Source organism: Shimia litoralis, from assembly GCF_005518135.1.
Classification (GTDB): domain Bacteria; phylum Pseudomonadota; class Alphaproteobacteria; order Rhodobacterales; family Rhodobacteraceae; genus Shimia_E; species Shimia_E litoralis.
Genome location: NZ_SULI01000005.1, coordinates 108200 through 134676, shown reverse-complemented (window position 1 = coordinate 134676; position 26477 = coordinate 108200). Strand labels below are relative to the sequence as shown.

26 protein-coding genes and 1 riboswitch are annotated in these 26477 nt (G+C 55.9%); of the genes, 7 read left to right on the top strand and 19 right to left on the bottom strand.

The annotated features are described in order from the left end of the window. Positions 1-55: 55 nt before the first annotated feature. Both FAP39_RS06665 and FAP39_RS06660 read right to left on the bottom strand, forming a co-directional pair. Positions 56-1876 (bottom strand): ABCB family ABC transporter ATP-binding protein/permease, encoded by a 1821-nt coding sequence (locus FAP39_RS06665; protein WP_138015619.1) that lies wholly within the window; start codon positions 1874-1876, stop codon positions 56-58. Positions 1877-1992: 116 nt separating this feature from the next. Further along, positions 1993-3183, bottom strand: a complete 1191-nt coding sequence (locus FAP39_RS06660; protein ID WP_138015618.1) for a LysM peptidoglycan-binding domain-containing protein — start codon at positions 3181-3183, stop codon at positions 1993-1995. A gap of 99 nt (positions 3184-3282) precedes the next feature. Here FAP39_RS06660 and FAP39_RS06655 point away from each other — a divergent pair, with 99 nt between their 5' ends. Next, positions 3283-3834: an LOG family protein gene (locus FAP39_RS06655; RefSeq protein WP_138015617.1), complete on the top strand. Its 552-nt coding sequence runs from the start codon at positions 3283-3285 to the stop codon at positions 3832-3834. On the opposite strand, the gene rarD is transcribed toward FAP39_RS06655, so the two are convergent. The 8 genes from rarD to FAP39_RS06615 all read right to left on the bottom strand — a co-directional run bounded on the left by rarD (position 3777) and on the right by FAP39_RS06615 (position 11941). After that, complete coding sequence (rarD, locus tag FAP39_RS06650; protein ID WP_138015616.1) at positions 3777-4691, bottom strand: EamA family transporter RarD; 915 nt, start codon at positions 4689-4691, stop codon at positions 3777-3779. The two genes, FAP39_RS06655 and rarD, sit on opposite strands and share 58 nt — an antisense overlap. A gap of 121 nt (positions 4692-4812) precedes the next feature. Continuing rightward, positions 4813-5412: a superoxide dismutase gene (locus tag FAP39_RS06645; protein ID WP_138015615.1), complete on the bottom strand. Its 600-nt coding sequence runs from the start codon at positions 5410-5412 to the stop codon at positions 4813-4815. A gap of 112 nt (positions 5413-5524) precedes the next feature. Then, positions 5525-5953 carry a hypothetical protein gene (locus FAP39_RS06640; protein ID WP_138015614.1) on the bottom strand — a complete coding sequence of 143 codons (429 nt, stop codon included), beginning with the start codon at positions 5951-5953 and terminating at the stop codon, positions 5525-5527. 141 nt (positions 5954-6094) lie between these two features. Beyond that, on the bottom strand, positions 6095-6622 hold the full coding sequence (locus tag FAP39_RS06635) for a hypothetical protein (RefSeq protein ID WP_138015613.1): 528 nt from the start codon (positions 6620-6622) through the stop codon (positions 6095-6097). A 160-nt stretch (positions 6623-6782) separates the two neighbouring features. After that, positions 6783-7349, bottom strand: coding sequence for a sarcosine oxidase subunit gamma (locus FAP39_RS06630; protein WP_138015612.1), 567 nt, complete (start codon positions 7347-7349; stop codon positions 6783-6785). After that, on the bottom strand, positions 7342-10353 hold the full coding sequence (locus FAP39_RS06625) for a sarcosine oxidase subunit alpha family protein (RefSeq protein WP_138015611.1): 3012 nt from the start codon (positions 10351-10353) through the stop codon (positions 7342-7344). The genes FAP39_RS06630 and FAP39_RS06625 overlap by 8 nt, the downstream gene beginning before the upstream one ends. Beyond that, a complete protein-coding gene (locus tag FAP39_RS06620) occupies positions 10350-10679 on the bottom strand; it encodes a sarcosine oxidase subunit delta (RefSeq protein WP_138015610.1) in 330 nt (109 codons plus the stop codon). The genes FAP39_RS06625 and FAP39_RS06620 overlap by 4 nt, the downstream gene beginning before the upstream one ends. 14 nt (positions 10680-10693) lie before the next feature. Next, positions 10694-11941: a sarcosine oxidase subunit beta family protein gene (locus FAP39_RS06615; protein ID WP_138015609.1), complete on the bottom strand. Its 1248-nt coding sequence runs from the start codon at positions 11939-11941 to the stop codon at positions 10694-10696. 179 nt (positions 11942-12120) lie between these two features. On the opposite strand from FAP39_RS06615, the gene ccmI reads away from it, so the two are divergent. From ccmI to FAP39_RS06600, 3 genes are read left to right on the top strand one after another with little or no spacing between them, the layout of a single operon-like run. Then, complete coding sequence (gene ccmI, locus FAP39_RS06610; protein ID WP_138015608.1) at positions 12121-13347, top strand: c-type cytochrome biogenesis protein CcmI; 1227 nt, start codon at positions 12121-12123, stop codon at positions 13345-13347. Next, complete coding sequence (ruvX, locus tag FAP39_RS06605) at positions 13344-13826, top strand: Holliday junction resolvase RuvX (protein ID WP_138015607.1); 483 nt, start codon at positions 13344-13346, stop codon at positions 13824-13826. Before ccmI ends, ruvX begins: the two co-directional genes overlap by 4 nt. Next, complete coding sequence (locus FAP39_RS06600) at positions 13823-14065, top strand: DUF1289 domain-containing protein (RefSeq protein ID WP_138015606.1); 243 nt, start codon at positions 13823-13825, stop codon at positions 14063-14065. Before ruvX ends, FAP39_RS06600 begins: the two co-directional genes overlap by 4 nt. Before the next feature lie 18 nt (positions 14066-14083). On the opposite strand, the gene FAP39_RS06595 is transcribed toward FAP39_RS06600, so the two are convergent. The 3 genes from FAP39_RS06595 to dusA are packed head-to-tail and all read right to left on the bottom strand — an operon-like array spanning position 14084 to position 16659. Further along, positions 14084-14866 (bottom strand): phytanoyl-CoA dioxygenase family protein, encoded by a 783-nt coding sequence (locus FAP39_RS06595; protein ID WP_138015605.1) that lies wholly within the window; start codon positions 14864-14866, stop codon positions 14084-14086. Continuing rightward, on the bottom strand, positions 14863-15687 hold the full coding sequence (locus FAP39_RS06590; protein WP_138015604.1) for a sulfite exporter TauE/SafE family protein: 825 nt from the start codon (positions 15685-15687) through the stop codon (positions 14863-14865). The genes FAP39_RS06595 and FAP39_RS06590 overlap by 4 nt, the downstream gene beginning before the upstream one ends. A 12-nt stretch (positions 15688-15699) precedes the next feature. Then, a complete protein-coding gene (gene dusA / locus FAP39_RS06585) occupies positions 15700-16659 on the bottom strand; it encodes a tRNA dihydrouridine(20/20a) synthase DusA (RefSeq protein ID WP_246058974.1) in 960 nt (319 codons plus the stop codon). Here dusA and FAP39_RS17485 point away from each other — a divergent pair. The 3 genes from FAP39_RS17485 (at position 16658) to FAP39_RS06575 (ending at position 19681) form a co-directional block, all read left to right on the top strand. After that, complete coding sequence (locus FAP39_RS17485; protein WP_171006788.1) at positions 16658-16915, top strand: hypothetical protein; 258 nt, start codon at positions 16658-16660, stop codon at positions 16913-16915. The two genes, dusA and FAP39_RS17485, sit on opposite strands and share 2 nt — an antisense overlap. A gap of 135 nt (positions 16916-17050) precedes the next feature. After that, positions 17051-17254, top strand: a riboswitch (cobalamin riboswitch). 109 nt (positions 17255-17363) lie between these two features. Continuing rightward, positions 17364-18590 carry an aromatic ring-hydroxylating oxygenase subunit alpha gene (locus FAP39_RS06580; protein WP_138015602.1) on the top strand — a complete coding sequence of 409 codons (1227 nt, stop codon included), beginning with the start codon at positions 17364-17366 and terminating at the stop codon, positions 18588-18590. A gap of 35 nt (positions 18591-18625) precedes the next feature. Beyond that, entirely contained in the window at positions 18626-19681 is a 1056-nt protein-coding gene (locus tag FAP39_RS06575) for an FAD-binding oxidoreductase (protein ID WP_138015657.1), read from the top strand. Between the two features lie 39 nt (positions 19682-19720). Here FAP39_RS06575 and FAP39_RS06570 read toward each other — a convergent pair whose 3' ends face one another. Genes FAP39_RS06570 through capA form a run of 6 tightly spaced genes read right to left on the bottom strand, consistent with a single transcriptional unit; the run spans position 19721 to position 26455 of the window. Next, on the bottom strand, positions 19721-20890 hold the full coding sequence (locus FAP39_RS06570) for an ABC transporter substrate-binding protein (protein ID WP_138015601.1): 1170 nt from the start codon (positions 20888-20890) through the stop codon (positions 19721-19723). Positions 20891-20928: 38 nt separating this feature from the next. Next, on the bottom strand, positions 20929-21963 hold the full coding sequence (locus FAP39_RS06565) for a branched-chain amino acid ABC transporter permease (RefSeq protein ID WP_138015600.1): 1035 nt from the start codon (positions 21961-21963) through the stop codon (positions 20929-20931). A gap of 3 nt (positions 21964-21966) precedes the next feature. Next, entirely contained in the window at positions 21967-22881 is a 915-nt protein-coding gene (locus tag FAP39_RS06560; protein WP_138015599.1) for a branched-chain amino acid ABC transporter permease, read from the bottom strand. Next, the gene (locus FAP39_RS06555) at positions 22878-23612 is read right to left on the bottom strand and encodes an ABC transporter ATP-binding protein (protein ID WP_138015598.1); all 735 of its coding nucleotides are present in this window, start codon (positions 23610-23612) and stop codon (positions 22878-22880) included. Before FAP39_RS06555 ends, FAP39_RS06560 begins: the two co-directional genes overlap by 4 nt. Beyond that, positions 23612-24355: an ABC transporter ATP-binding protein gene (locus FAP39_RS06550; protein WP_138015597.1), complete on the bottom strand. Its 744-nt coding sequence runs from the start codon at positions 24353-24355 to the stop codon at positions 23612-23614. Before FAP39_RS06550 ends, FAP39_RS06555 begins: the two co-directional genes overlap by 1 nt. A 12-nt stretch (positions 24356-24367) precedes the next feature. Beyond that, the gene (capA, locus tag FAP39_RS06545) at positions 24368-26455 is read right to left on the bottom strand and encodes a caprolactamase subunit alpha (protein ID WP_138015596.1); all 2088 of its coding nucleotides are present in this window, start codon (positions 26453-26455) and stop codon (positions 24368-24370) included. Positions 26456-26477 lie beyond the last annotated feature (22 nt).

Genomic DNA, 26477 nt, shown 5'->3' with positions numbered 1-26477 from the left:
CTTTTGCGATCTACGCTATCTTGTGACCTCATCCAGTCGCGATGGCGACAGGCCCCTATGCCGCGTCGTTCTCGGCCAGTTGCCGCTGCCAAAGCTGGGCATAGCGTCCGTTGCGCGCAAGAAGGTCAGTATGCGTTCCTTCTTCCTTAATCTGTCCATTTTCCAACACCACAATACGGTCTGCTTCGGCAATGGTAGAGAGGCGGTGGGCAATGGTAATGACCGTACGGCCCTGCCCCGCAAGCGCCAACGCTTCTTTGATGTCCTGCTCGGTTTCTGTATCAAGCGCCGATGTCGCTTCGTCTAGCAACAAAATAGGCGGGTTCTTGAGCAATGTACGCGCAATGCCCACACGTTGTTTTTCACCCCCAGACAGCTTGAGACCGCGCTCGCCCACCATGGTATCGTACCCGTCGGGCAAAGATTGGATGAAGTCATGGATCTGAGCAGCCTGCGCTGCCTCGATCACGTCCTGTGTGGTGGCCGTATCGCGCCCGTAGGCGATGTTGTATCGAATGGTATCATTGAACAACACAGTATCCTGCGGCACGACCCCGATGGCATCATGCAGGCTTGTTTGCGTGACCTCGCGAATGTCTTGCCCATCAATACGCAAGGCGCCCCCTTTCACGTCATAGAAGCGGAACAATAGACGCCCAATTGTGGATTTCCCCGACCCCGAGGCACCAACGATGGCCACGTTTTGTCCGGCGCCGACCTTAAGGCTGACTCCGTGCAAGATTGGGCGCGCCTCTTCATAGCCAAACACCACATTCTCAAGCTCGATCGCACCGCCGTCTACCACCAAGTCCTTGGCGTTTTTCGCATCACTGACCTCTGAGGGTTGTTCCAACAGATCAAACATTTCCCCCATATCCACAAGGCTTTGGCGGATTTCGCGGTACACCGTTCCCAAGAAATTCAACGGCATGGTGATCTGGATCATATAGGCGTTGACCATGACAAAATCACCGACCGTCAAATCCCCTGCCTGCACGCCTCGGGCGGCAAGCACCATCACAATCACCAAGCCAGATGTGATCAAAATGGATTGACCAAAGTTGAGCATTGCCAAGGAATACGACGTCTTGAGCGCAGCCGTTTCATACCCTGCCATTGACTCGTCATACCGTGCGGCTTCGCGTTTTTCGGCGCCAAAATATTTCACGGTCTCAAAGTTCAAAAGGCTATCAATCGCCTTTTGGTTCGCGTCCGTATCTTGGTCATTCATCTGGCGACGCAGTTTGACGCGCCATTCCGTCACCGCAAAGGTAAACCAGACATAGGCGGCGATGGTCAGCGTCACGACCGCCAAATACCACACATCAAACAGCCAGAACAAAATCACCGAGATCATCAACAACTCGAGCACAAGCGGCCCAATCGAGAACAGCAAAAAGCGCAGCAGGAATTCAACCCCTTTGACGCCCCGCTCGATGATCCTACTCAGGCCGCCGGTTTTTCGCGTGATGTGGTATCGCATCGACAGGCGGTGGATATGTTCAAAGGTCTCAAGTGCGAGCGCACGCAGCGCCCGTTGGCCCACGCGGGCAAACACCACATCGCGCAACTGCTGAAACCCGACCGACATCAACCGCGCCATGCCGTAAGCAACGGTCAGACCTACCGCTCCCACCATGAGTTGCGACGTGGCATCCCCTGCCAGAGCATCCACAGCTTGCTTGTAAATCATCGGCACACCGACCGCGACGATCTTGGACAACAACAGCGCCAGCAACGCCAGCACCACCCGTTGTTTGACCCAACTTGCGGACTCTGGCCACAGATACGGCAACACTTTGCGGATTGTCCGAATGCCTGACCGTTTTTCGTTGCGCGAAAGTTCTTCGGATGACGCTGTATGCCACGTTTTCATAAAATATGTCCTGATTTTTCATACACACAGGTAGTGGCCGTCAGGCAAAATGACCAGACAGGCCCGAGAATTATCCCGCGCAGGTTCACACAGTCGCACCTTCGAGGATGCGAAGATCAGTTCGGGATGTCGAAAATCTGGCCCGGATAGATCAAATCGGGGTCGCGAATGCGGTCTTTGTTGGCTTCATACACGCGCACAAAATACAGCCCTTCGCCATACTGTGACTTGGCAATCGCCCAAAGCGTTGATCCCGGTTGCACGGTTATGATCTCAGCTCGGGTTTGCGCGTCTTGGGCCGCTGTGGCTGTGTCGATGGTATCTTGATCTTCGCGTTGAAAGGGCGTTTCCACGCGCGAGATCACCTCTCCGGAGGCATCCACTTCGTCAACCCGCAACGTGTAAACACCCGTGTCCACATCCGGAAGCTCGGTACGCCAGTTGCCGTCTTCGCGAATACGCGAGGTCGTGATGGGCGTGTTGTCCAGATAGACCCGCACGGATCCGTCGCGACGGCCACGGCCCGCAAGCTCGACCTCGCCGTCATCCGAATAGCTGATGGAATCCAAGGCCACGGTCGACATGACCTCGGGGCCTTGTGCTGCATCGCGCGGCGGCTGGACGACCTTGACGCCGTCGGCATCCACCAAGATCACGGCTGGCGCGTCTGTTGGCGCAGTCGGACTTGGCGTCGCTTCAGGCGTCGGCGATGTGTTCAACTCTGTTGTCTGGTCCAATGCTGGGCTTTGTGGGTCAGCAGGAATTGGGGTTGGGATTGGGTCCGCTGTGCTGGCCACCAAGGTAGGTGAAATAATCACCGTTTGTTCGGAGAACACGTCTCCGTCCTCGTGGCGCTGAACCAAGGCTAGAATTTGCGGCTCATAACTTGGGGGGATGGACACAAACGCAACAAATTTTCCGGCAAAATCCGTGGTGACCGTGACAAGATCAACCGCATCCAGCAAAAGCACGATGTCGCTCTTGGCGGCGGCCTGACCGGCAACCAAGGTCGATCCATCCGGTTCGATACGGACGACATCAAATTGCGGGATGGTCTTGGAACGATCTGGCGTGGTTTCGTCTGTGACCTTTTCAGGATCCACAACCTCGGCAATCGCGGCTTCTTGACTTGTGCCCTCGTCAGGAACCTGCGCCACAGGTTGAACTGTATTTGTCTCATCGGTCACAGGTACGGACGGCGCAAAGACACCGCTGACCGCAACCGCGATGACGGCCACCACGGCAACCACAGACGTGCCGCCCACTACGACAGCATTTTGTCCCAAAAATTGTGCAATTTTCGTCATGCCAGCCTTTCCCCAAATTCCGCTAGCCTTCTTAGTTCAGGGAACATATCAACAGGGGCAACACTGGTCAAAACTGCTTTGATGATATTGAGGATTTGCATGTCACACCCATCAATCTGTGTCTTTTGCGGCTCACGTTCCGGCCTAAACCCCAAATATGAGGCCCAAGCCAAGGCATTCGGGCGCACGATGGCCCAGAAAAACTGGCGGCTTGTCTATGGCGCTGGGGATGTCGGTTTGATGGGCGCAGTGGCAAATGCCTGTCAGGCCGAAGGGGGCGACACATTTGGTGTGATCCCGACCCACCTATTGAAACGCGAAGTGGGCAAGACTGATCTGACCCGTTTTGTCGTGACCGAAAACATGCATGAACGCAAAAAAGTTATGTTCATGAATTCGGATGCCATCGTCGTCTTACCCGGTGGGGCAGGATCGCTTGACGAGTTTTTCGAAGTCCTGACGTGGCGCCAACTGGATTTGCACAACAAACCTCTGATCCTTTTGAACACCGATGGATACTGGGATCCGCTTGTGGCCATGCTGGATCACGTCATCGCACAGGGTTTCGCAGATCAGAGCCTGCGCGATTTTGTTCAGATTGCCCCAGATGTCGACGCGCTCGAGGCTGCTTTGGTACGGGCCTTTTCCTGACGCCACGTGGCGAAGGTATAAACCGCCAAAGCCGCCCAAATCATCGGAAAGGCGATGCTGTGCCAAGGACCAAAAGGTTCACCAAAGACCATCACCGCACATAAGAACTGAAGCGTGGGATTGAGGTATTGCACCAATCCCACGGTCGCCATCGGCACGCGTTTTGCAGCGTAGCTAAAGAACATCAACGGTGTTGCGGTCAGCGCGCCGGAAAACATCAACAAACTTGTGTCCTTGAACGATGCGCCAAACGCGCCTTGTGAAGACATATGGCTCCATACCAAGACCGCGATCGCAATCGGGCTCAGGGCGATGACCTCGGCGGTCACCGAAACCACCGGACCGATGGTCAGCCCCTTTTTCATCAAGCCGTACATGCCAAATGTTGCCGCCAGCGCAAGCGCGATCCATGGGGCCACACCAAGGCCCAGCGTCAACACCAGCACCGCACAGGCCGCAAGCCCGACAGCGGCCCACTGAAGCGGCGTAAGACGTTCCGCAAAAACAACGCGCCCGATCAGCACCGCCACCAATGGAAACAGATAATACCCCAGCGACGCTTCGGTCGCTTTACCGGCCCCGATGGACCAAATGAACATAAACCAGTTGAGTGAAATCATCAGCGCCGCAAGCACCGTGATGATCATGCTTTTGGGTGAGCGTACAATAGCCTTGAGTTCCGGCAGGCGGCGCTGGATCAACAGCACCACGCCAAAAAACACAGCAGACCAGATGGTTCGATGCGCCAAGACTTCGATGGGGGGAACATGCGCGAGCTGCTTATAAAACAGCGGGGAAAGCCCCCACACCACACATGCCATAAGCATGGCCCACACACCTGATCTGGTTTCTGACATCGGGCAATCCTTTTCCAATCTCAAAGTGATGGAAGGAATTGCAGACAATAGCAATGGGCAGAAACAAAAGGCCCCGCAAAAGATTTTTGCGAGGCCTAAAAATACGTTCTAAATCAAAGAATTACATGCGCGAGGCAACGTTTTCCCAGTTGACCAGATTGTCCAAGAAGTTGGTCAGGTACACAGGGCGCTTGTTGCGGAAGTCAATGTAATATGAGTGCTCCCACACATCGCAGCCCAACAGCGCGGTCTGGCCAAAGCACAATGGGTTCACACCGTTTTCGGTTTTGGTCACAGCCAAAGATCCGTCAGCATTTTTCACAAGCCAGCACCAGCCGGATCCGAACTGGCCAGCGCCAGCAGCAGAGAATTGCGATTTAAAGTCGTCGACCGAGCCAAAGTTCTCGATCAAGGCTTTTTCAAGCGCGCCGGGCATGGCCGATTTGCCTGGGCCCATCATTTCCCAGAACTGGTTGTGGTTCCAGAGCTGGCTGATGTTGTTAAAGATACCATTTTGGGCCACGGATGATGCATCGTATGTGCCGGTGATGATGTCTTCCAGCGACTTGTTTTCCCATTCGGTGCCCGCGATTGCCGCGTTTCCGTTGGTCACATATGCGTTGTGGTGCAGATCGTGGTGAAACTCGAGAGTTTCGGCAGACATGCCGAGATCGGCCAGCGCGTCATGTGCATAGGGAAGATCAGGAAGTTGAAAAGCCATGATTGGTATCCTTTTGTTCGGGCGTTTTGGTCTTGGCTACAGATGTGAGTTTCTGGTGCCAAACGTCAAGAGGCAAAGGCAATTTGCGCCAAACCTTTTGTGCGAAACTTGCTTACTTTGCCTGACAGGAGCCACGCGCGCCAAAAGTCCCGCCAGCAAAGCTTGATTTGTTATAATCATTCAGCTCCGGTGCTTGTGCGTTGATCGTCGCGCTGCCATCCCGTTTGAGATAGTTCAGCGTGTAATCGACGCGCGGTGCATCACCATGGCGCAGTTCAATTCTTTTGAGGGTCCATTTGACGGTCAGACGTTTGTCATTATCCGCAGACACACGTGCCGCAATGGGGCCGCCATGTTTCTGGTTAATCAAAGAGTCATAGACCGTATAGGCCCCTGCCCCGTCAGGTTTCAAAAACACCTGTCCGCGTATCCAGCCATCAATTTTCTGGTTGGGAAACGTACAGTTCAGGGCTTCGGCATAGGCCGAAACACCTGACATGACCGTCATTCCAAATGCGACCACCCCTAGTATCTGTTTCATTTGGCGCCTCTTTTGATGATATCGGCGGCATTTTGCCCCCGTTTCCTCAAGATGGCCTGTCTGGTGTCCGGAATTCAATCCCCCTTGCGGAAAAAAGCCGTTTACAGGGTTGTTTTCCAGATGCATGCCACGCCGCCCCTATCAACACAGCAAAGGCGTCTTATAGCAATCTGCAATTGTTTGATGAGCCGGTGGGCTTAATTGCTGACGCTTAATGCGCTTGCCCTCATAAGACACTGTCGGCTTGCCTGTGCGTTTGCATGTGCCGTTTTCAAGCACACCGCCATATCCACCGATATTTATCTTGAGTGTCGCCGCCCCGGATTTCTTGTTAATGCGCGCCTTATACCCGATATCAAAAGTCTGGTCAGTCGATCCTGTCTGATGATCAGTGACGTCGATGTCTTTGAGCTTCCAGCGCACCTCAAGTTGCGTCGCAGAGTTTCGAGAGGCGGTCACAATCAGCGGAAGTTTTTGGTTTTTCGCATAAATTCTTGGATCCAAGACCCCGACCATGCCGCTTTTTCCATCTACGGCAAAGATATACGGGAATGGCTTTTCAGGGTTCGGCTTGTCAGAGATGTGGCAATCATACCGTTCGGCACTTGCGGATTGTGCCATGCAGATCAGACCGACAGACAGAGCTTGAAAGACCTTTTTGAACGTCATGTGTTTTTCCCTGCATCAACAAATAAGTTGACTTACAAACCTAAGCTCAACCAGTGATTGAATGCTGGTATAAGTCGTCTCTCTTTAGCGTCAACCGGTTTCCAACAAAAAACGGCGCGCCCCGGGGACACGCCGTTCAGTATTTCATATATGCGTGGGCCTACAAAAAGCCGACCTCGCCGCCCTCTTCGGCAGACACTTTCAACACGTCAAAAACGTATTGCGCCACCGAGCGAAAGCAGACCAGTTCAAAGCTGTTGTCTTCATTGCACCAGAACGCCGCGGCGACCTGTGCAATCCGCGAGCGGCGGAACGATCCTGCGCCGAAGGCCTCGGTTGACAGATCAACAGGAGCAACTTTGGCAAGCACTTCACGCGCATTCTCACCGCTAAGGCGGAACACGGCGCGCGCATCGGACACATTCGCCACCAACGCATGCACCGACCCAAGCGCCTCTGTCAGCTTGGCAACCGTGTCGTTGGCCTGATCATAGGCCGTCATCACCAAAAGCTCGTCAGGCGACATCCATGCCACCGCGCCACCGTCAGCATGCACGATCTGACGTACATCCGGAACATCGGCACCAATGGCAGCCTTCAGCGCAGCGGCCATTTCCTTGGAGGCCAGATCACCGCGCACAGTGATCATGCCGTGCACTCCGGTTTCTTCAACTTTGACAAAGCCGTGGGCCTTGGTGTGGTTTAGGGCACTGACAACCTTAGACATTTTGCTTCTCCCCATCCTTGTCATAAAACACAGGATCGACAATTTTGGCTTGGACGGTTGTGCCGTCTACCTTGTTGAATTCCAGAACCTCGCCCATGCGCTCTGGTCCGTAATGCACCAGACCCATCGCAATTCCGCGATCCATGGTCGGGGAATAATACGTCGACGTCACACGCCCTTGGGTGTTGCGCTGGCCGTTGGCATTTTCACCAGCGGCGATCGCATATGATCCATCCGGAATGACCGACCTGTCCAAGGTCTCGAGCCCGACCAGTTTCCACCGGTTTGGATCCGCCATATGGGTCCGAAGTTGGGCACGTTTGCCAAGGAAGTCTTCCTTCTTCTTGGAAATCGCCCAGTTCAAGCCCAAGTCTTGCGGAATGACCGTGCCATCGGTTTCATCCCCGATCATGATAAAGCCCTTCTCGGCACGCATCACGTGCAGGGCTTCTGTCCCGTATGGCATGATGTCAAATTCGGCACCTGCCTCCATCAACGCATCCCAGAAGGCGCGCCCTTGGCTGGCTGGCACGGCAATTTCGTACGACAGCTCGCCCGAGAACGAAATCCGGTAAGCGCGGGCGTCAAAGTCGCCGATCTTGCCGTCTTTCCATTCCATAAACGCCAGACCCTCTTTCGAGACATCCATGTCGCCGCCAAGCTTTTCAATCACTTTGCGCGCATTTGGGCCCACAACCGCGATTTGGGCATATTGCTCGGTGACGTTGGCAGTATAGACATCCCAGTCCCACCATTCGCATTGCAGCCAGTCTTCCATCCAGCCGTGAATGCGCTCGGCGCCCCCTGTGGTGGTGTGGCACAAGAAGGTGTCTTCGTCGATGCGTGCAACCACGCCATCATCCGACAAGAACCCGTTTTCAGAGCACATCAAACCATAGCGGCATTTGCCCGGCTTCAGCGTCGACATCATGTTGGTATACAACATGTCGACGAATTTGCCCGCGTCAGGCCCCTTGACGATGATCTTACCCAGTGTGGACGCATCCAACAGCCCGACAGAATTGCGGGTTTGCAAGATTTCGCGTTTCACGGCCGCGGCATGGGTTTCGCCGTTGCGTGGGAAGCAATACGGACGACGCCACTGACCGACGGGTTCAAAGAACGCCTTTTGGTCTTCGTGATAGTCATGGATCGGGGTGCGCCGCAGCGGTTGGAACACTGCGTCACGCGCTTCACCTGCAATCGCGCCAAAGCTGATCGGCGTGTAAGGTGGGCGGAACGTGGTCGTCCCCACAGCAGGAATTGGCGCATTCAACTGACCGGCAAGTGTAGCCAAGCCATTGATGTTGCTCAACTTGCCTTGATCCGTTGCCATACCCAGCGTGGTGTATCGCTTGGTATGTTCGACACTTTCATAGCCTTCTTGGGCCGCCAGACGCACGTCGGACACTTTGACGTCATTCTGATAATCCAACCATGCTTTCATGCGCAGTTTTGGACCCGCGCCCTGTGGCATCAGCCAAACCGGTTCCATTGCGGCTTCGGGCAGGTCTGTGGCCACGGGGGCCTCAAGCTCGGCTGTAAAGCCTGCGGCATTCGCTGCGGCCAAGCCTGCTGCGTTGGCATCGGCAAGAACAGCATTCAAGCCAAACGGGCCATTTGCCGAGCCAGCCGGGATGACAAAGCCCTGACCGTCCGCACCCGTGGGGGCGCGGCTGGCATCTGGACGGAAATGCGCTTGCGCGTCATCCCAGATCAGCTTGCCACCACAGTGAGACCACAGGTGCACGACCGGCGACCATCCACCAGACATCGCCACGGCATCACATTTGATCTCTTCAAGAACCGAGCCTTCGCCAGCCTGCGCACAGATCGCCACACTGGTCACGCGCTTACCGCCTTTGACCTTGGCAATGCCTTTGCCATTTTCGACACGAATGCCCAAGGCTTTGGCTTGGTCTGCCAAAGCACCGCCACCAGAGGCCCGTGCATCCAGAACAACCGGAACCTCAAGGCCCGCATTTTTCAAGGCAATCGCCGTGCGATAGGCATCGTCATTGTTGGTCACAACCACGGTGCGATCCCCAACCGAGACGCCATAATCGACCACATAGTCACGCAGCGCAGCCGCCAGCATCACACCGGGAATATCATTGCCTGCAAACGACAGCGGACGTTCGATGGCACCTGTTGCGGTGACCACTTGTTTGGCACGAATGCGCCACAAGCGGTGACGCGGGCCAGCCGCACGTGGCGCATGATCGGTCACCCGCTCATAGCCCATCACATACCCATGATCATAGACCCCAGAGCCCATCATACGGTTGCGCATGGTGACATTGTCCATGGCTTTCAGATCATTGATCGTCGACGCAATATAGTCCTCGATCGGCATGCCATCGATTTCGCCGCCGTCGACGGGCGCGCGTCCGCCCCAATGTGCGGTTTGTTCGATCAACAAGACCTTGGCACCCGACGCGCCAGCCGCTTTGGCAGCCTGAAGACCCGCCACACCGCCGCCGACAACAACCACGTCCACAAACGCATAGAAATGTTCGTAGGTATCGACATCACGGTCCTTGGGCGCTTTGCCAAGACCAGCAGAATGGCGCACAATCGGCTCAAACACGTGTTTCCACGCCGCCGCAGGGGCCATAAAGGTTTTGTAATAGAACCCGGCAGGCAAGAACCGCGCGGCATAGTTGTTCAACACACCCACATCGTATTCCAGCGATGGCCAGTGGTTTTGCGACGTACAGGTCAAACCGTCAAACAGTTCGGTCGTTGTCACGCGCTGGTTTGGCTCGAACTTGCCCCCCTCGCCCATATTGACCAAGCCGTTGGGCTCTTCTGCGCCGCTGGCCACAACGCCACGTGGGCGGTGATATTTGAACGACCGACCGATCATCATCTGGTCGTTGGCCAAAAGAGCCGAGGCAAGCGTGTCGCCCTCGAACCCGTTCAGGCGCTTGCCATTAAAGGTAAATTCGACGGCTTTGCTCTTGTTCAGCAGGCGACCGCCAGTTGCGAGACGTGTGCTCATGAGAAATTCCCCCAAGACCAACCAGGTCGTTTGGCCGAGATTTTGTCTTTGATGTCTTTTGGTGGCTCAAGGGTTTGGGCCGAATAGGTGCCAAACACCTCAAGTGTCATCGTACAGCGTGCGGCATGAAAGAACTTGCCGCAGCCATTGCTGTGGCGCCAGCGTTCGAAATGCACCCCTTTGGGGTTTTCGCGCATAAACATATAGGTCTCGAAGTCGTCATCGCTTGAGCCGGGACCAAAGCGCTTCAGATGCGCTTCGCCTTCGGCGTGCAGTTCGGTTTCTTCGGCGTGTACGCCACAATACGGGCATTCTAGGATCAGCATGTGCGTGTCTTTCCTTAGTGCGCCACACCGGCGGCAACGCTTTCATCAATAAAGCGGCCTTCGATAAAGCGGTTCATTCCGAATTCAGCAGAGAGCGGACCGGGTTCGCCTTTGGCGATCAGTTCCGCGGTTGCCCAGCCACCGCCTGGGATCGCCTTGAAGCCGCCAGTGCCCCAGCCTGCGTTGATAAAGCAGTTGCCAAGCGGTGTTTTGCCAATCACCGGCGAGCGGTCGCCTGTCACATCCACGATGCCGCCCCATTGGCGCAGCATTTTCAGGCGCGACACCATCGGGAAGGTTTCCACAAGGGCGCGCACGGTTTCCTCAACGTGATGGAACGATCCACGCTGGGTATAGTTGTTGAACCCGTCGGTGCCGCCGCCGATGACCATCTCGCCTTTGTCGGACTGGGACATATAGCCGTGCACGGTGTTGGCCATCACGACCACATCCATGCAAGGCTTGATCGGCTCAGAGACCAGCGCCTGAAGGGCGACAGATTCCATCGGCAGACGGAAGCCCGCCATATTCGCCAGATCACCAGAGTTACCCGCCACAACAAGACCCAGCTTGTCACAATCAATCGGGCCTTTGGTGGTGTCGACGCCAACAACATTGCCGCCTTCTTGGCGCACGCCCGTGACTTCGCATTTCTGGATGATGTCCATGCCCATGTCGGAACAAGCCCGCGCATAGCCCCATGCCACAGCATCGTGACGCCCAGTGCCGCCGCGTTCTTGCCACAAGCCACCCAGAACAGGATAGCGTGGGCCGTCAATATTGATAATCGGCACCAACTCTTTGACCCTCTCGGGGTCAATAAATTCGGTTTTCACGCCTTGCAGCGCATTGGCGTGGGCTGTGCGTTCGTACCCGCGAATTTCCGCTTGGGTCTGGGCCAACATGATCACGCCACGTGGACTGAACATCACGTTATAGTTCAGATCCTGCGACATGGTCTCGTAGAGCGAACGTGCCTTTTCATAGATCGCCGCCGACGGATCCTGAAGATAGTTCGACCGGATAATGGTGGTGTTGCGGCCCGTATTGCCGCCCCCAAGCCAACCTTTTTCAATAATCGCGACATTTGTGATGCCGAAATTTTTACCAAGGTAAAAGGCCGTAGCCAAACCATGCCCCCCAGCACCAACGATGATCACATCGTATTTTTTCTTGGGTTCAGGCGAACGCCACGCACGTTCCCAACCAGTGTGGAACCGGGCAGCTTCTCGGGCGATGGCAAATGCAGAATAACGTCTCATGTCTCTATTTTCCGATCTCGGGCGGGTCTCGATATTACATGGACCCTTGCACAGCAAAACACTCGATTCAAACCGTCAGTTTGATCGTCGGTTGCGACATCTCGCGCGATCACGACATTTTGCCCTTTTTTGCAGCGCTCGGGATCGTTAGATGGAAGGGGAATACCGCAGGAGAGATCATGATATTCTGGATAGTTGCTGGCACCCTTTCTCTGGTCGTTTGTGGCCTTTTGGCGCTTGCCTTGCTTCGAAACCGCTCTGACCAAGAGCCGCCTGCCGCCTATGACTTGCGCGTGTATCGCGATCAACTCAAGGAAGTAGACCGCGATCTGGCCCGTGGCGTCATCGGATCCGAAGATGCCGAACGCGCCAGCGCCGAAATTTCCCGCCGCATTCTAAATGCAGACGCCCAACTACAGGACGCCGCAGAGAATGGGGCTCAGCCGCGTAGTTTGGCCTTGGGTTTGGCGGTTGCCCTAGCTGCATGTATTGCTGGCGGCGGTGTGGGGTTGTATCTGGTTATTGGGGCACCCGGATATTCAGATATGCCGCTGCAGACCCGCATAGATGACTCAAAAGAGCTGCATGCCACCCGTCTGTCGCAGGCTGATTTTGAAGCCCAGCTTCCTGTGTCACCGCGCCCCGAGCCTGATGGAGACTACGCCGCACTTATTACCAAATTGCGCGAAGCCGTGGCGAAAAACCCTGATGATTTGCAAGGCCTTACGTTGCTTGTGCGCAACGAGGCAAATCTTGGCAATGCCAAAGCCGCCTATACCGCTCAGGGGGAAATCCTGCGCATCAAAGGCGACACAGTTACGGTCGACGACTATTTGATGCACGCTGAGCTGATGATTAATGCGGCCCAAGGATATGTATCCCCTGAAGCCGAAGAATCCCTGTTCAAAGCAATGTCACTTTCACCGCGTAACAAGGTCGCGCGGTACTACTGGGGCTTGATGCTTATGCAAAACGAACGCCCTGATCTGGCGTTTCGCATGTGGGAACAATTGTTGCGTGAAGGCCCCGCCGATGCACCATGGATTGGCCCGATCCGCGGACGCATCCAAGAATTGGCATGGCGCGCCGGCGTGAATTATCAACTTCCTCCGGAGGGCCCTGCGCCCAAAGGACCATCCGCATCAGATGTGGATGCAGCGTCAGAGATGACCGCCGAAGAACGCCAAGACATGATCCAAGGCATGGTGACACAGCTGTCAGAGCGATTGGCAACCGAAGGCGGCACACCGCAAGAATGGGCGCGTTTGATTGGCGCTTATGCGGTTTTGGGAGATATGGACCAAGCCAGCGCAATCTGGACCGAAGCCCAAACCGTGTTTGCGCAAGCGCCTGATGCATTGGCAATTGTACGCACAGGCGCACAGCGCGCAGGACTGGTCGAATGATCCACATTCACGAAGACATCAACGACCTTGCGGATGCCCTGCCTGTGACACAGGCGCTCATCGGCCTTGATCTGGGCACCAAAACCATCGGCGTTGCCATCTCGGACAGCTTTCAAACCGTCGCCACACCAATGGAGACAATCAAGCGCAAGAAATTCGGCATTGATGCCGCACGCCTGCTGGAAATTATCGACCAGCGCAGCATCGGCGGCATCATTCTTGGCCTGCCCCGCAATATGGACGGAAGCGAAGGCCCGCGATGCCAATCCACCCGCGCATTCGCACGCAATCTGTCGCAACTGACCGCGATTCCAATCGGATATTGGGACGAGCGGCTGTCCACAGTGGCCGCAGAACGCGCCCTGCTCGAGGCGGATACGTCTCGCAAACGTCGCTCCGAGGTCATCGATCACGTTGCGGCGTCGTTTATCCTGCAAGGTATGTTAGACCGCCTAACCCATCTAAGGAGCGCATCTTGAGCAGCAAGGATGACAAAGACAGCGTCTGGACGCGTGACGAGGTGCAAAGCCCCTGTATCCAGATTTGCGTCATCCATCCGCAAGAACGGCTCTGCACTGGATGCTTGCGCAGTATCGACGAAATTACCCGCTGGTCAAAAATGGACAATGACGAACGCGCAGACATCCTAAAGGCGCTTCCTGAGCGGGCCCCGCGGTTGCGCAAACGTCGCGGTGGGCGCAAAGCCCGCACCACCTGACCACCCTCGTCCCGCACCTTACGGCGACTCGAGCCACGGCCGAATGCCCTCGGGAAACTCTGGGCGGAAATACGCGATGACCCTGTCGGTGTGTGTGGGATCGGTTGCGGTCCACGGCGCAACACCGTGCAACGTATGCCGGTGCAGCACATAACTCTCTCCGGGCTCTGCATGCACAATAACGCGCCGACATGTGTCGAACACCTGCGTCCTAAGTGTTTTGTACATATCCGTCACATCCACATCCGGCCAATCCTGTGGGGGAACTTCGGCAAATCGGGCCTGAAAGGCGGCGCGCACGTATTTATGGCTGCCTTCCCACACCACCAGTGGCGCAGCCTCTTGCGGCACAGAATTCAACGGCAGACCCACCACATAGGCGTGCGGCTCCAACAGTTTGCGCTGACGTGACGGCCCAACGGCAAGCAATCCATCCAGATGTGCCGCGTCCCGCTTGAGCCGATATCGAAAAGCACTTTCAGACTCGGCATCGCGCGGTTTGGGATAACCCGGACGCATGATCGACACCTGCGCGCGGTGCAAATCCAGCCACGGATAGCCCAACCCCAGAACCGCGTCTTTGACACCGCCAGACAGCGGTTTGCCCCCGTTTAGGGATCCGTCCGTTTGGTTGGGCAAGGCGTCAACACCGACAAACCACGTGTTTTCACACGTCCACCAATGTGCGTTCTCAGGGGCACTCATTGCCTGCATCGCAATTGGCAATGCCTGCGTCGCCCATTCCAAGACATGGGGATCAAAGGCCAGTTTTGCCCACCCGCGATCCCAAAATTCTGTCATCCCAGAAATGCCTTGCGCAGCATGTTCAGAGCAACGATCACCAAAAACACCGCAAAGACGCGCTTGAGAGGTTTCGGGTCCATCGCATGTGCCAACTTGACGCCGATCGGCGCCGTCACAAGGGTCATGGACACGACCAGCCCAAAAGCGACCAAGTTCACCGCACCAATCGTCAACGGCGGTTTATGTGCGGGATCAATATCCACCAGCAAGAACCCCCCCACAGACGGCACCGCAATCAACACACCAAACCCCGCAGCCGTCGCAACTGCACGATGGATGGGCGTGTTGAACAAGCTCATCAAGGGCACGCCAAAGCTGCCGCCCCCAATCCCCATGAGCACCGACATAAACCCCACAGCAGGGCTTAAGATCGCACGCGTGATACCGGTTGGCATCGCCTGCCCCAAACGCCACTCAGACCGGCCAAACCCCATGTACAGCCCGATCCCCATTCCGAGCACACCAAATATCATCTGAAGCGTGACAGAGCGCAGGGATGTCGCCACCATCACGCCCAAAACCGCACCAAGCGCGATTCCGATGGCCCAGCCGCGCAAAATATCCCAATCCACAGCGCCCTTTTTGTTGTGGCTCAACACAGAGCGCACAGACGTGACAATGATGGTCGCCAAAGACGTCGCCAGACAAATCTGCATGAGCTGCGGCCCGTCATAGCCCAGAGCCTGAAACGCATAGAAAAAGGCGGGCACCAAGACGATGCCGCCCCCCACCCCAAGCAATCCGGCAAGCACACCCGCAAAGGCCCCAATGACCAAGAGCAGTGCGCACATTTGAAGCAACAATGCGGTTTCCGGCATGTGCAGGTCTCCTTACGAGGCAGGCGGAGTTTGAGCCGCCACAAATTCATCAAGGGCGCGTTCAACCAATTCAGGTCCGGCACCTTTCACCGATACACCCTCGGACAGGGCGCGTCGCCATCCACGCGCCCCCGGCTTGCCGGTGAACACCCCCAGCATGTGACGCGTAATCTGATTCAAACGTCCTCCTTTGGACAGGTGATCTTCCATATACGGCAACATGGCCCGCACCGCCCCTTGGGCATCAAGTGCATCCGGCGTGTTAAAAAAGCGGCTGTCCGCCCCTACCAAAATCGACGCGGGCGCATGATAGGCCGCACGCCCCACCATCACCCCATCCATACCGGTCGCAAGCAGGTCGGCAATGTCATCTTGCGTCTGCACCCCACCATTGAGCGACATATGAAGATGCGGAAAGGCCTCTTTCATCTTGAAAACAAGAGGATAATCCAAAGGCGGAATGTCTCTGTTTTCCTTTGGGCTTAATCCCTTGAGCCACGCCTTGCGCGCATGAATGGTCACACGTGTAACCCCTGCCGCAGATATTTTTTCAAGGAACTCGGGCAAGATCACGTCGGGGTCCTGTTCGTCCACGCCGATCCGGCATTTCACGGTGACCTCGGCACTGACGGCATCCTGCATGGCTTTGACGCATTCCGACACCAGATCAGGGTTTTTCATAAGCACCGCGCCAAAGGTGCCAGATTGCACCCGATCAGACGGACAGCCCACATTCAGGTTGATCTCGTCATACCCAGCTGCATCGCCAAGCTTGGCCGCTTTGGCCAGTTCCACAGGATCCGATCCCCCCAACTGAAGCGCAACGGGATGTTCCTCTGGGTTATAGGCCAGCAAATGCACCGCATTCCCCCGCACTAATGCGGGCGAGGTGACCATTTCGGTGTACAACAAGGCTTGGCCACTCATCAGTCGATGAAAATACCGACAATGCCGATCCGTCCAGTCCATCATGGGTGCCACACTCAGTTTTGCATTATTGCAAACATCTGGCGTTGATAAATTTGTTTCAGGTTTTCGCACGGTTCCGCTCGTCAACAGTGTTTTCTTTTTGCCGGACATTCTCAAATGCATGCGTAAAGACGGCTCAAGGGTCTATCTCGCACAGGTTGCTGTAAAAAGAAAAGCAAAATGGGCTTGGCAGAACATCCGTATCCGTCGCCCGAAAAAGCGCCCCCTTCTCAAGCAGAGAATATTTGAAATGATGTAAGAGACCAAGATTGACGTTGCTCATGAGTGGATACTCTCCGGCTGATCGCGTGACGTCGATTTTGCCCATCTTTTCCCAAGGTCATTTTTGAATTCCAAAAGGTCGCAATTTGTCCAGCGCCTAAAAATTCCGAGGATACGTTGCACCCCACAAGGTGCCTCTGGTTCAATTCTGGGCTGGGGGAGAATTGGGAAGCTGGTGAAAATCCGGCACTGCCCCCGCAACGGTGACAAAGGTAACGGCGCGAGAGATGCCACTGGGGACACTCCTCGGGAAGGTCTCGTGACCCGGCGCAAGCCCCTTTTAAGTCCGGAAACCAGCCTTGTGTCATATCAAACCGCGGGTGGCGGTGGGGGCATTCAAACCGGATGATGCAGCGCATTATGCGGACCGTGCTCTCACGCCATCTGCCCAAGCAACGCCGCGGGGCGCGGCAGGAGAGCCAAAGATGAAGACAATCACAGACCTGTTGACGCAGCGTACGTCTGGGCATGCGCTGGACCAGGCATTTTACAATGATCCAAATGTGTTCAAGGCCGACCTAGATGCCTTTCATTATCGTGATTGGTTGTTTGCAGTTCCCGCATGCGAGCTGGAAAAACCTGGCAGCTTTGTGACACACAAAGTCGGCGAGTATCGCATCGTATTGGTGCGCGGAGCCGATCAAGAAATCCGTGCATTTCACAACACATGCCGCCATCGTGGATCCGTGATCTGTAAGGTCGCCAAAGGACATGCCCCAAAGTTGGTATGCCCGTATCACCAATGGACCTATGAACTGGACGGGTCACTTTTGTGGGCACGCGACATGGGACCGGACTTTGATCCATCACAACACGGCCTCAAACCTGTGCATTGTCGCGAGCTGGCTGGACTGGTGTACGTCTGCCTTGCCGAGACCGCGCCCGATTTTGACAACTTTGCCGACGTTGCACGCCCCTATCTGGAGCCACATGATCTGGCCAATGCAAAGGTCGCCTTTGAAAGCTCGATCATCGAAAACGGCAATTGGAAGCTGGTGTGGGAAAACAACCGCGAATGCTATCATTGTGGTGGCAACCATCCGGCCCTGTGCCGAAGTTTCCCCGAAGACCCCAGTGTCACAGGCATTGGCGAAGGTGGCGAGGTGCCCCCGCGCCTGCAAGCGCATTTTGATCGCTGCGAATCCGCAGGCGTAAAATCACAGTTTTTCATTCAATCCGACGGTCAATATCGTCTGGCGCGCATGCCTCTGAACGAAGGATCAAAAAGCTATACCATGGATGGAGCTCCGGCAGTCACCCGCAAACTGGGGCACGTGCCCTATGATGATGCGGGCGCCCTGCTCAAGTTCCATTACCCATCAACGTGGAACCATTTTTTGCCGGATCATTCGATCGTGTTTCGCGTCACTCCGATCAGCCCAACAGAAACCGAGGTCACAACCAAATGGCTTGTGCACAAGGATGCGGTTGAAGGTGTGGACTATGACCTTAAGCGTCTGACAGAGGTCTGGATGGCCACAAATGACGAAGATCGTCGCGTGGTCGAAGACAACCAGCAAGGTGTCGACAGCCCTGCATATACCCCCGGCCCCTATTCACCCCTTCAGGAAAGCGGTGTGATCCAGTTCACGGATTGGTATTGCGCCACATTGGCCGAACGCATGTCCCCAGACACATTGGCAGCGGAGTAAAGCCTGTGACTCAATCACCTTCAGAAAACACCGGTATGATATGGCACGACAGTGAACTGCTCGAATGCGTCTCAATTGTGCCGGAAATGCCCAACACGGCCAGCTTTACGTTCCGCGCTCCGTCAGGCGCGCTGTTCTCCTATCAACCAGGGCAATTCCTGACTTTGGAAATTCCTGCTCCGGGACAACCGGGGGGCGTGGTGTATCGGACCTATACGATTTCGTCATCGCCGTCGCGCCCGCGCTCGATTACCATCACGGCAAAGGCACAGGACGACAGCATTGGCACACGCTGGATGCTTGACGTGCTCAAGCCTGGTATGCGCCTCAAGGCGCTTGGGCCTGCAGGTGTCTTTACCAACGCCAACAGCTCTGCGCGCAAGTTCCTGTATATTTCGGCGGGATCAGGCATCACCCCGATGATGTCGATGACAACCTGTATGTGGGACGAAGGCAAGGACATGGACATTGTGTTCATCAATTGCGCCAAGCGCCCCTCGGAAATCATCTTTCGACAGCGCCTAGAGCAAATGGCCAGCCGGACACCGGGCCTTGATCTTAAGTTTGTCGTCGAAGAACCGGACCGGTATCGCCCTTGGACAGGATACCAAGGCCAATTCAACCAGCTCATGCTTGGCTTGATGGCGCCCGACTATCTTGACCGCGAGGTGTATTGCTGTGGACCAGAGCCGTTCATGCAAGCTGTGCGGGACGCGTTGGCTGGGCTTGGGTTCGACATGGACATGTATCACCAAGAGAGCTTTGGCGCGCCAGTGGAAACAGAGGCTGATCAGCCGGATCTTGATGATGTGGTGCTTGAAGACGATTCAATGTCCGAGATCACCTTTTCCGTATCCGGTGTCACAGCAAAGGTGGCGCAAACCGATACTGTTCTGGCGGCGGCGCGTGCGTCAGGTCTGAATATTCCGTCGGGGTGTACGTTTGGTGTGTGTGGGACATGCAAGGTCCGCAAAACCGCTGGTGACGTGCATATGGTGCACAATGGTGGCATTTCCGAAGACGATATTGATGCAGGGTATATCCTTGCGTGTTGTTCAAATCCGATTGGCAAAGTCGCCGTCGAAATATGACAAAGTGGAGCGACGGTCATCCCGTCGCTCCGACCATTATTAGCGCAGCAGGACATCCAGCGGCACAGGCTTGGAAATCGCCCATTTGCTGACCACTGCCGGTTTGGCGTTGGTGATCTCGATGATCTGCATTTCCGCAGCATTCTGATGGTGAAGCTCGTCCGAGAAGCTCCGAGGACCAAAGGCTGTCGGCTCGTCCGTCATTTTTTCGAGTTCAGCAGTGACCTCTGATCCCTCCACTGTGCCTGCACGCTCAACCGCTTTGGCCCAAAGATCAATCAACACATATCCGGGATAGGCATAAGAACTTGCCGGACGTGCGCCTGTGGCTTTTTCATAGGCGACGTTAAAGGCTTCGACGTCTGCACGTGGATCGTCGCCATAAATCGACCCCTGAACAGGCACCACAAATCCCGATAGATCCGGCGTGGCCCCAAGCCAATATGATCCATCAACCGCAGACCCGTTCAAAATCAGCGAGTTAATCCCAGCCGCCCGAATTTGGCGTACCGCAGAGGCCGCGCCGGGGATATAGGAACACAGCATAATCACGTCGGGCTCTTGCGGCAGTGCCTTGATACGGGTGATTTGGCTGGCAATGGACGCATCGCCGTTCTTAAAGGTATCGCGCCCGACAATATCGCCACCGGCCGTCGGGAACATCCAATCAAAGCCGGTACAAATCCCCTTGTTGTATTCAATTGTCGTGTCCAACAGCACATATCCGGTTTTCGCATCGCGCTCGGCCATGGACCATTCTGCCATGGTTGCGCCCTGCACCGCCGCCAGAACAGACGCAGAGAAACTATTGGGGCCGACACCCTGAATGCCCGCCTTTACGTCTTCGGCACACAGAAAGAACGAGTTGATGCCTTCGCTTTCAGCCGCCAAGGCGGCAGGCGCGCCAAAATCATAGTCGCAGCTGACCACAAGCATGTCGGCGCCTTCATCGATCAACTGCAAACCTGCACTGGCAGATTGTTGTTGATCTGACTTTGTATCTGCCTCGATCCATTTGATCTGGCGACCCAAAAGCCCCCCAGCAGCGTTGATTTCTTCGATCCGAATGCGGGCCGCAGTGGTGGCTGGCGTGTCATATGCTTCGAGCCAGCCCGATTGCGCAATGGCAAACCCGATGGTGATGTCGTCTGCCATCACCGGGGCTGCGAGCCCCAGTGCGACGGCGGTTGCGGATAAAATGGTTTTCATGAGTAGTCTCCTCTGTTGACTGAGTATTTTCTTTATTTTCAGGTAGTTTTGCCAAATTTTGGCCATTGGAAGTCTCGTCCGCCCATCAGACCCGTGGGGCGTACGATCAGCACGATGATCATCACAACGCCGATCAGAATTTCCTGTGCCCCGCTGGGCAACGCAAAGGCCACGTCTCCGATTTCAACGCCGCGTTCCATGCGAACAAGGGCTTCGATCAGGCAAGACAACACCAGCACCCCGGTGACCGCGCCGGACAGGCTTGAGACGCCCCCGACCACCAGCATGGCCAACGTGATGAATGTGATACCCAGATAAAAGCTGCCAGGGTTCAGCACACCCAGAGAGTGGCCAAACAATGCCCCCGCGACACCGACGAAAAAGCCGCTGATCACCAGTGACAACAGCCGGTGCCCATACATGTTGATGCCAGATGCCGATGCGGCAACTTCGTCTTCACGCGTGGCCCGCAAGGCAAGGCCCGACGCCGAGTTGGCATGCACAGCCGCGACCAGAACCGCAGCCCCCGCCCACGCCAATGTGACCCATTGATCGGCATACCGCGTCAGGCCCACAACCGAAGATGTGGCCCCTGTGACGCCATCCCAATTCGAATAGATCGTGTTGACGATCGCCAAAAAGGCAAAGGTCGCAATCGATGCTGCAATACCGGACAACCGCAAGATCGCTGCCCCAGAGATCAGGGCCACACAGGCTGTCAAAAGACCAGCGGCAATTGCGGCGGGCAAGACGGGCCACTGGGCCTCGGCCAGCCATGGCCACAAGTCTGGCAAAAACAGCGCTTTGGTTTGCGGTTTCAACGTCAGCCAAGCCGACGCATACGCCCCGATCGCCATATATCCGGCATGTCCAAAGCTGACGACGCCAGAATTACCGACAAATATCCACAGCCCCACCACAAAGACCACGCGGATCATGGTTTGGGCGGCCATACGCGCCAGAGATTTGTCGCCAAACAGTGTGACCAGCCCCACAAAGGCGCATAAGATCAAGATCAAGATGACGGGTGTCGACAATGCCCGCAGACGTTTTTGTGTATGAGTGCTATGCATATCTCAGACCCTTGGTTTTGAAGTGTTTGAGGCAAAAAGACCTTGCGGGCGTAGCAACAGGCTGACGATCACAAAGGTGTAGAGAAACGCATCTCTGAACGGGCGCGCATCCAATGGCAGGAACGCCTGCAACAGAACCGATACTGCCCCGATCAAAAAACCCGCAGCAACGGCGCCGGGCAAGCTGCCCATGCCGCCAATCACGGTGGCAATAAAGGCGACCAACATGATCTGGCCCCCCATGCGCACATCCGCAACACCGGTTTGCGTGACCATAATCATTGCCACTGCCGCTGCCAAAGCGCCGGACAATGCAAAAGCGCCGGTGATCACAACGTTCGCCCGCACCCCCAAAAGCCGCGCCATGGTAAAGTTTTCGGCTGCTGCGCGCATTTCCAACCCAATACGGGTTTTCTTGAGCAACAGCGCCAGCGAGCACACGACAACAAGCGTCGCAACAATCACAATCACCTGCAGCAAAGGCACGCTGGCCCCCGCGATTGCCACAGGCGTGTTAAGGTCCGGCCAAAGGCTGATTGCCTTGGGGCGCCCGCCATACACAGCCAACAACCCGTTTTGAATGACAAAACCAAGTGCAAAGGACGCGATCATCATTGCCACGGGGTCAGCACGGCGAAAATGGCGAAACACCACATATTCAGATGCCATCGCCAACAAGGCCCCGATCCCCAAGAGCATCGGGATCAATACCACCGCCGGCGCATGTCCTAAAAACATCACCGCGACGGCTTCGCTGGATGGCACAATCAGCGCAAAAACACAGACCGCAATATAGTCTCCATGCGCGAAATTCACCAAGTTCATCACTCCGAAAATCAGCGCGATCCCCAAGGCGGCCATGGCATAGATGCCCCCAAGGCTGGCAGCATCAAAAAAGAGTTGGGCAACATTGTTCATTGGGCTGTCTCCTTTTGGGACCCACCAAAATAGGCCTCTTTCAGCAGATCCTGTTGGGCAAATTCGGCTGCATCCCCATCGCCAACGACGGCACCGCCACGCAGCAAAATCATCCGGCCGCCCACACGCGCAGCACGGGCAGAGCTTTGCTCTACGATCAACAGAGTCAGACCGCGCTCTTCTTGAAGCGCCACCAACGTTTCATAGACCTGATCGACAATGTTCGGTGCCAACCCAAGTGACGGCTCGTCCACCATCATCAATTTGGGATTGGTCATCAGCCCCCGCCCGATCGCCAGCATCTGTTGCTGACCGCCTGACAATGCGCCTGCATTTGCATGGCGACGTTCACCCAAGATTGAGAACGCATCGTAAATATCTGAAATATCTGATTCAATTGCCTGTTTGTCGCGCCGTATCCCGACACCTACACGCAGGTTTTCTTCGACAGTCAACGCGCCGAAAATCTCGCGGCCTTCCGGCACCATAGACAGGCCCAGCCGTGCAATTGCCTCGGGCGGGCGACCACTCAGGATGTCGCCATCCATTTCAATGCGCCCATGTGACGTGCTAACAGCGCCGGAAATTGCCCCGAGTAACGATGATTTCCCGGCCCCATTTGGACCAGAAATAAAGACCCTTTCGCCCTCTTCCACATGCAGCGACACGTCGTTAAGCGCAGGCACTTTTCCATACCGCACGCTGACATCGAATACACCAAGCTTGGACATCACATTTCCCCCTGATCCGCGCCCAGATAGGCGTCGCGCACCTTGCGGCTGCTCAGGATGACATCCCGATCGCCTTCTTCGATGATTTGTCCGGCATCCAGCACATACACGTGGTGCGAGACCGACAGGACCAGCCCGACATTGTGTTCGATCAACAGCACCCCACAGCCGAGCTCGGCTGCGACCCGGGCAATGACTTGCGACAAATCCTCGGCCTCGGCTTCGCTCATGCCTGCGGCGGGTTCGTCCAACAAAAGAAAGCTGGGGGAATACATCAAAGCCCGCGCAATGCTGACGCGGCGCTCATCTGTATAGGGCAGCCCCATCGCGGGCATATCGGCTAGGTGGCTAACCCCCATCCAGTCCAAAACACGCTGTGCTTCGACCTCGCTGGCATGACGGGAATGACCAAGCCCCACGCCCGTCACCGCCAAATTGTCGAGGACATCAAGGCCCGCGAACAATCTGCCAGCCTGAAAGGTGCGCGCGACGCCGTTACGACGCAATTTGTGCGCCTTGTGCGTCCCGATATCGGTGTCACCCAACAGAATGGCCCCCGTCGTCGGGGCCTGAAACCCCGTGAGCACATTGACCATCGTGGTTTTACCCGCACCATTGGGGCCAATCAGCCCATGAACAGCGCCCGGCGTGATGGACATTGTGACGTCTGTGAGGGCCTTGAAACCTCCAAACGCCACAGTCACGCCAGACGCTGCCAGGGAGGAACCCTTTTGTTGATCCATGTGGGTCACGGATCAGGCCTCGGCCGCATCAGATGTCAGCAGGTACACGCCACTTTCGTGCAAATTGACGGTCCAACCCGGTTCCACAACAATGGTGGTGGTCACCTCTTCGATCACCGCAGGACCGCTGAGGGTATCACCCGCCCCCATTGCAGAGCCGTCATAGACAGGCGCATCTTGTGTGATGCCCTCTGCCGAGAACACCATCGGACGTGTGCCCTTAAGAGCGGACTCGGCCCCCAAACCTGGTGCAATTTTCATCCGGTCAGGTTTGTCCACGTGACCCGCGATGGTGCTTTCCACATTCACGACCTCTACGTCGCTGTTGGGCTCGTCATAGGTGTACAGCTCTTTGTGGCGGGTATGGAACGCCGCCTTGATATCCTCAAGACGTGCTTCGGTGACATCGAACTGGTCAATTTCCACTGTGCATTCATGCACTTGCCCGACATAGCGCATATCCAGAGACCGCCGGACAGAGATGCGATCTTCGGCAAAACCATCCCCTGCGAGATCCTTAAGGCCACGCTCTTCGAGACCCGAGAACAGGCTATCAAGCTTGGCCGCCGCAGGTGCCCCTTCAAGGCGAATTGGCGCAGGAGCCATATAGTTATATTTTACGTCAGAGATAATCTGGCCATATGCGCACAATCCCGAGGCCAGCTTGGAAATCAGCACCTTGCTGATACCCATTTCACGCGCCAACGCCGTGATGTGGGCGCCTGTGGCGCCACCTGCGCCCATCAGGACAAAATCACGTGGATCGTAACCGCGTTCGACTGACACACGACGGATGGCGTTGACCATGTTGTTATTCACAATAGTGAACATGCCATACGCGGCTTTTTCAATCGAAATGCCAAGCGGATCCGCGATCTTGGATTGGATCGCACCGCGGGCATTTTTGACATCCAATGGCAAGCGCCCGCCCACCAGACCATCCGCATTGAGATAGCCCATTGTCAGGTTCGCGTCGGTGGTCGTTGGGTTTTCGCCCCCTTGGCCATAACATGCAGGCCCCGGTTCAGAACCAGCCGATTGCGGGCCCATCTGCATCAGACCCATGCTGTCGATCCAGCCGATCGAGCCGCCCCCAGCGCCAAGCGTTTCCACCTGAATCATCGGAATTCCAATACGATAGCGCAAGAAGTCGATGTTTTTGTTGACGTTTGCCTGCCCGTCTTTGGTCAGCGTAATGTCAAAGCTGGTGCCGCCCATGTCGCAGGTGATGATGTTCTTCTCACCCCATGGTGCCCCCACATCCAACGCCGCCTGAGGCGCCGAAGCCGGACCGGAATTGATCGCATAAACCGACTGATCCGACACAACCTTGCCCAAGGCCAATCCGCCGTTGGATTGGAAATATCGCACGGGGTGCTGGCTGCCCAATTCTCGGAAATAGGCATCAATCGCTTCGACATACCGCTGCAAGATCGGCGCAAGATAGGCATTCACAATTGCCGTCGAGGTCCGCGTATATTCGCGCACTTGCGGATATAGCTGGCTGCCCACCGTCAGGCGCACATCGGGCATCATTTCACGCACGATCTCTGCGGCGCGTGTCTCGTGCTCTGTGTGCAGGACTGACCAGACAAAGCTGATCGCGACAGATTCCACGCCCTCAGCCAGAAAGTGGCGGCATGCATCACGCACATCGTCTTCGTTCAATGGGGTATAGACCGTTCCGTCAGAGATCACCCGTTCGCGAATACCGCGACGCAGATTACGCGGTACCAACATGGTTGCAGGGGGATATTCGGGATCATAGCGATAGCCGTCTTCTTTGTGTCCAAGACGGATTTCAATGCTGTCTTCGTGGCCTTTGGTGGCAATCAAGCCCGCTTTGGCCCCGTTGTGGGTGATCAGCGCATTCAGCCCGACCGTGGTGCCGTTGATACACAGATCGGAATTTGACACGATCTCTTGGGCCGTCAGGCCAGTTTCTTCGGTGATCAGCGCAAGGCCGTTTTTGATCGCTTTGGTAGGTTCGGTGGGTGTCGACAACACCTTAAAGATCTGAAGCTCGCCTTTTTTGTCCGCAAGAATGAAGTCAGTGAATGTGCCGCCGGCATCGATGCCCAGACGATATTGAGTACGCATGTGTTATTTCCTTTGTTCTGGG

Coding starts and splice junctions, on each gene's coding strand:
- FAP39_RS06550 (WP_138015597.1), bottom strand. CDS start 24,355: ATGGATCAACAAAAGGGTTCCTCCCTGGCAGCGTCTGGCGTGACTGTG.
- FAP39_RS06655 (WP_138015617.1), top strand. CDS start 3,283: ATGTCACACCCATCAATCTGTGTCTTTTGCGGCTCACGTTCCGGCCTA.
- FAP39_RS17485 (WP_171006788.1), top strand. CDS start 16,658: ATGGGTGCCACACTCAGTTTTGCATTATTGCAAACATCTGGCGTTGAT.
- FAP39_RS06635 (WP_138015613.1), bottom strand. CDS start 6,622: ATGACGTTCAAAAAGGTCTTTCAAGCTCTGTCTGTCGGTCTGATCTGC.
- FAP39_RS06615 (WP_138015609.1), bottom strand. CDS start 11,941: ATGAGACGTTATTCTGCATTTGCCATCGCCCGAGAAGCTGCCCGGTTC.
- FAP39_RS06640 (WP_138015614.1), bottom strand. CDS start 5,953: ATGAAACAGATACTAGGGGTGGTCGCATTTGGAATGACGGTCATGTCA.
- FAP39_RS06590 (WP_138015604.1), bottom strand. CDS start 15,687: ATGCCGGAAACCGCATTGTTGCTTCAAATGTGCGCACTGCTCTTGGTC.
- dusA (WP_246058974.1), bottom strand. CDS start 16,659: ATGATGGACTGGACGGATCGGCATTGTCGGTATTTTCATCGACTGATG.
- FAP39_RS06555 (WP_138015598.1), bottom strand. CDS start 23,612: ATGTCCAAGCTTGGTGTATTCGATGTCAGCGTGCGGTATGGAAAAGTG.
- FAP39_RS06660 (WP_138015618.1), bottom strand. CDS start 3,183: ATGACGAAAATTGCACAATTTTTGGGACAAAATGCTGTCGTAGTGGGC.
- FAP39_RS06665 (WP_138015619.1), bottom strand. CDS start 1,876: ATGAAAACGTGGCATACAGCGTCATCCGAAGAACTTTCGCGCAACGAA.
- FAP39_RS06625 (WP_138015611.1), bottom strand. CDS start 10,353: ATGAGCACACGTCTCGCAACTGGCGGTCGCCTGCTGAACAAGAGCAAA.
- ruvX (WP_138015607.1), top strand. CDS start 13,344: ATGATCCACATTCACGAAGACATCAACGACCTTGCGGATGCCCTGCCT.
- FAP39_RS06560 (WP_138015599.1), bottom strand. CDS start 22,881: ATGAACAATGTTGCCCAACTCTTTTTTGATGCTGCCAGCCTTGGGGGC.
- FAP39_RS06570 (WP_138015601.1), bottom strand. CDS start 20,890: ATGAAAACCATTTTATCCGCAACCGCCGTCGCACTGGGGCTCGCAGCC.
- FAP39_RS06595 (WP_138015605.1), bottom strand. CDS start 14,866: ATGACAGAATTTTGGGATCGCGGGTGGGCAAAACTGGCCTTTGATCCC.
- rarD (WP_138015616.1), bottom strand. CDS start 4,691: ATGTCAGAAACCAGATCAGGTGTGTGGGCCATGCTTATGGCATGTGTG.
- FAP39_RS06580 (WP_138015602.1), top strand. CDS start 17,364: ATGAAGACAATCACAGACCTGTTGACGCAGCGTACGTCTGGGCATGCG.
- FAP39_RS06630 (WP_138015612.1), bottom strand. CDS start 7,349: ATGTCTAAGGTTGTCAGTGCCCTAAACCACACCAAGGCCCACGGCTTT.
- capA (WP_138015596.1), bottom strand. CDS start 26,455: ATGCGTACTCAATATCGTCTGGGCATCGATGCCGGCGGCACATTCACT.
- FAP39_RS06565 (WP_138015600.1), bottom strand. CDS start 21,963: ATGCATAGCACTCATACACAAAAACGTCTGCGGGCATTGTCGACACCC.
- FAP39_RS06620 (WP_138015610.1), bottom strand. CDS start 10,679: ATGCTGATCCTAGAATGCCCGTATTGTGGCGTACACGCCGAAGAAACC.
- FAP39_RS06645 (WP_138015615.1), bottom strand. CDS start 5,412: ATGGCTTTTCAACTTCCTGATCTTCCCTATGCACATGACGCGCTGGCC.
- FAP39_RS06575 (WP_138015657.1), top strand. CDS start 18,626: ATGATATGGCACGACAGTGAACTGCTCGAATGCGTCTCAATTGTGCCG.
- ccmI (WP_138015608.1), top strand. CDS start 12,121: ATGATATTCTGGATAGTTGCTGGCACCCTTTCTCTGGTCGTTTGTGGC.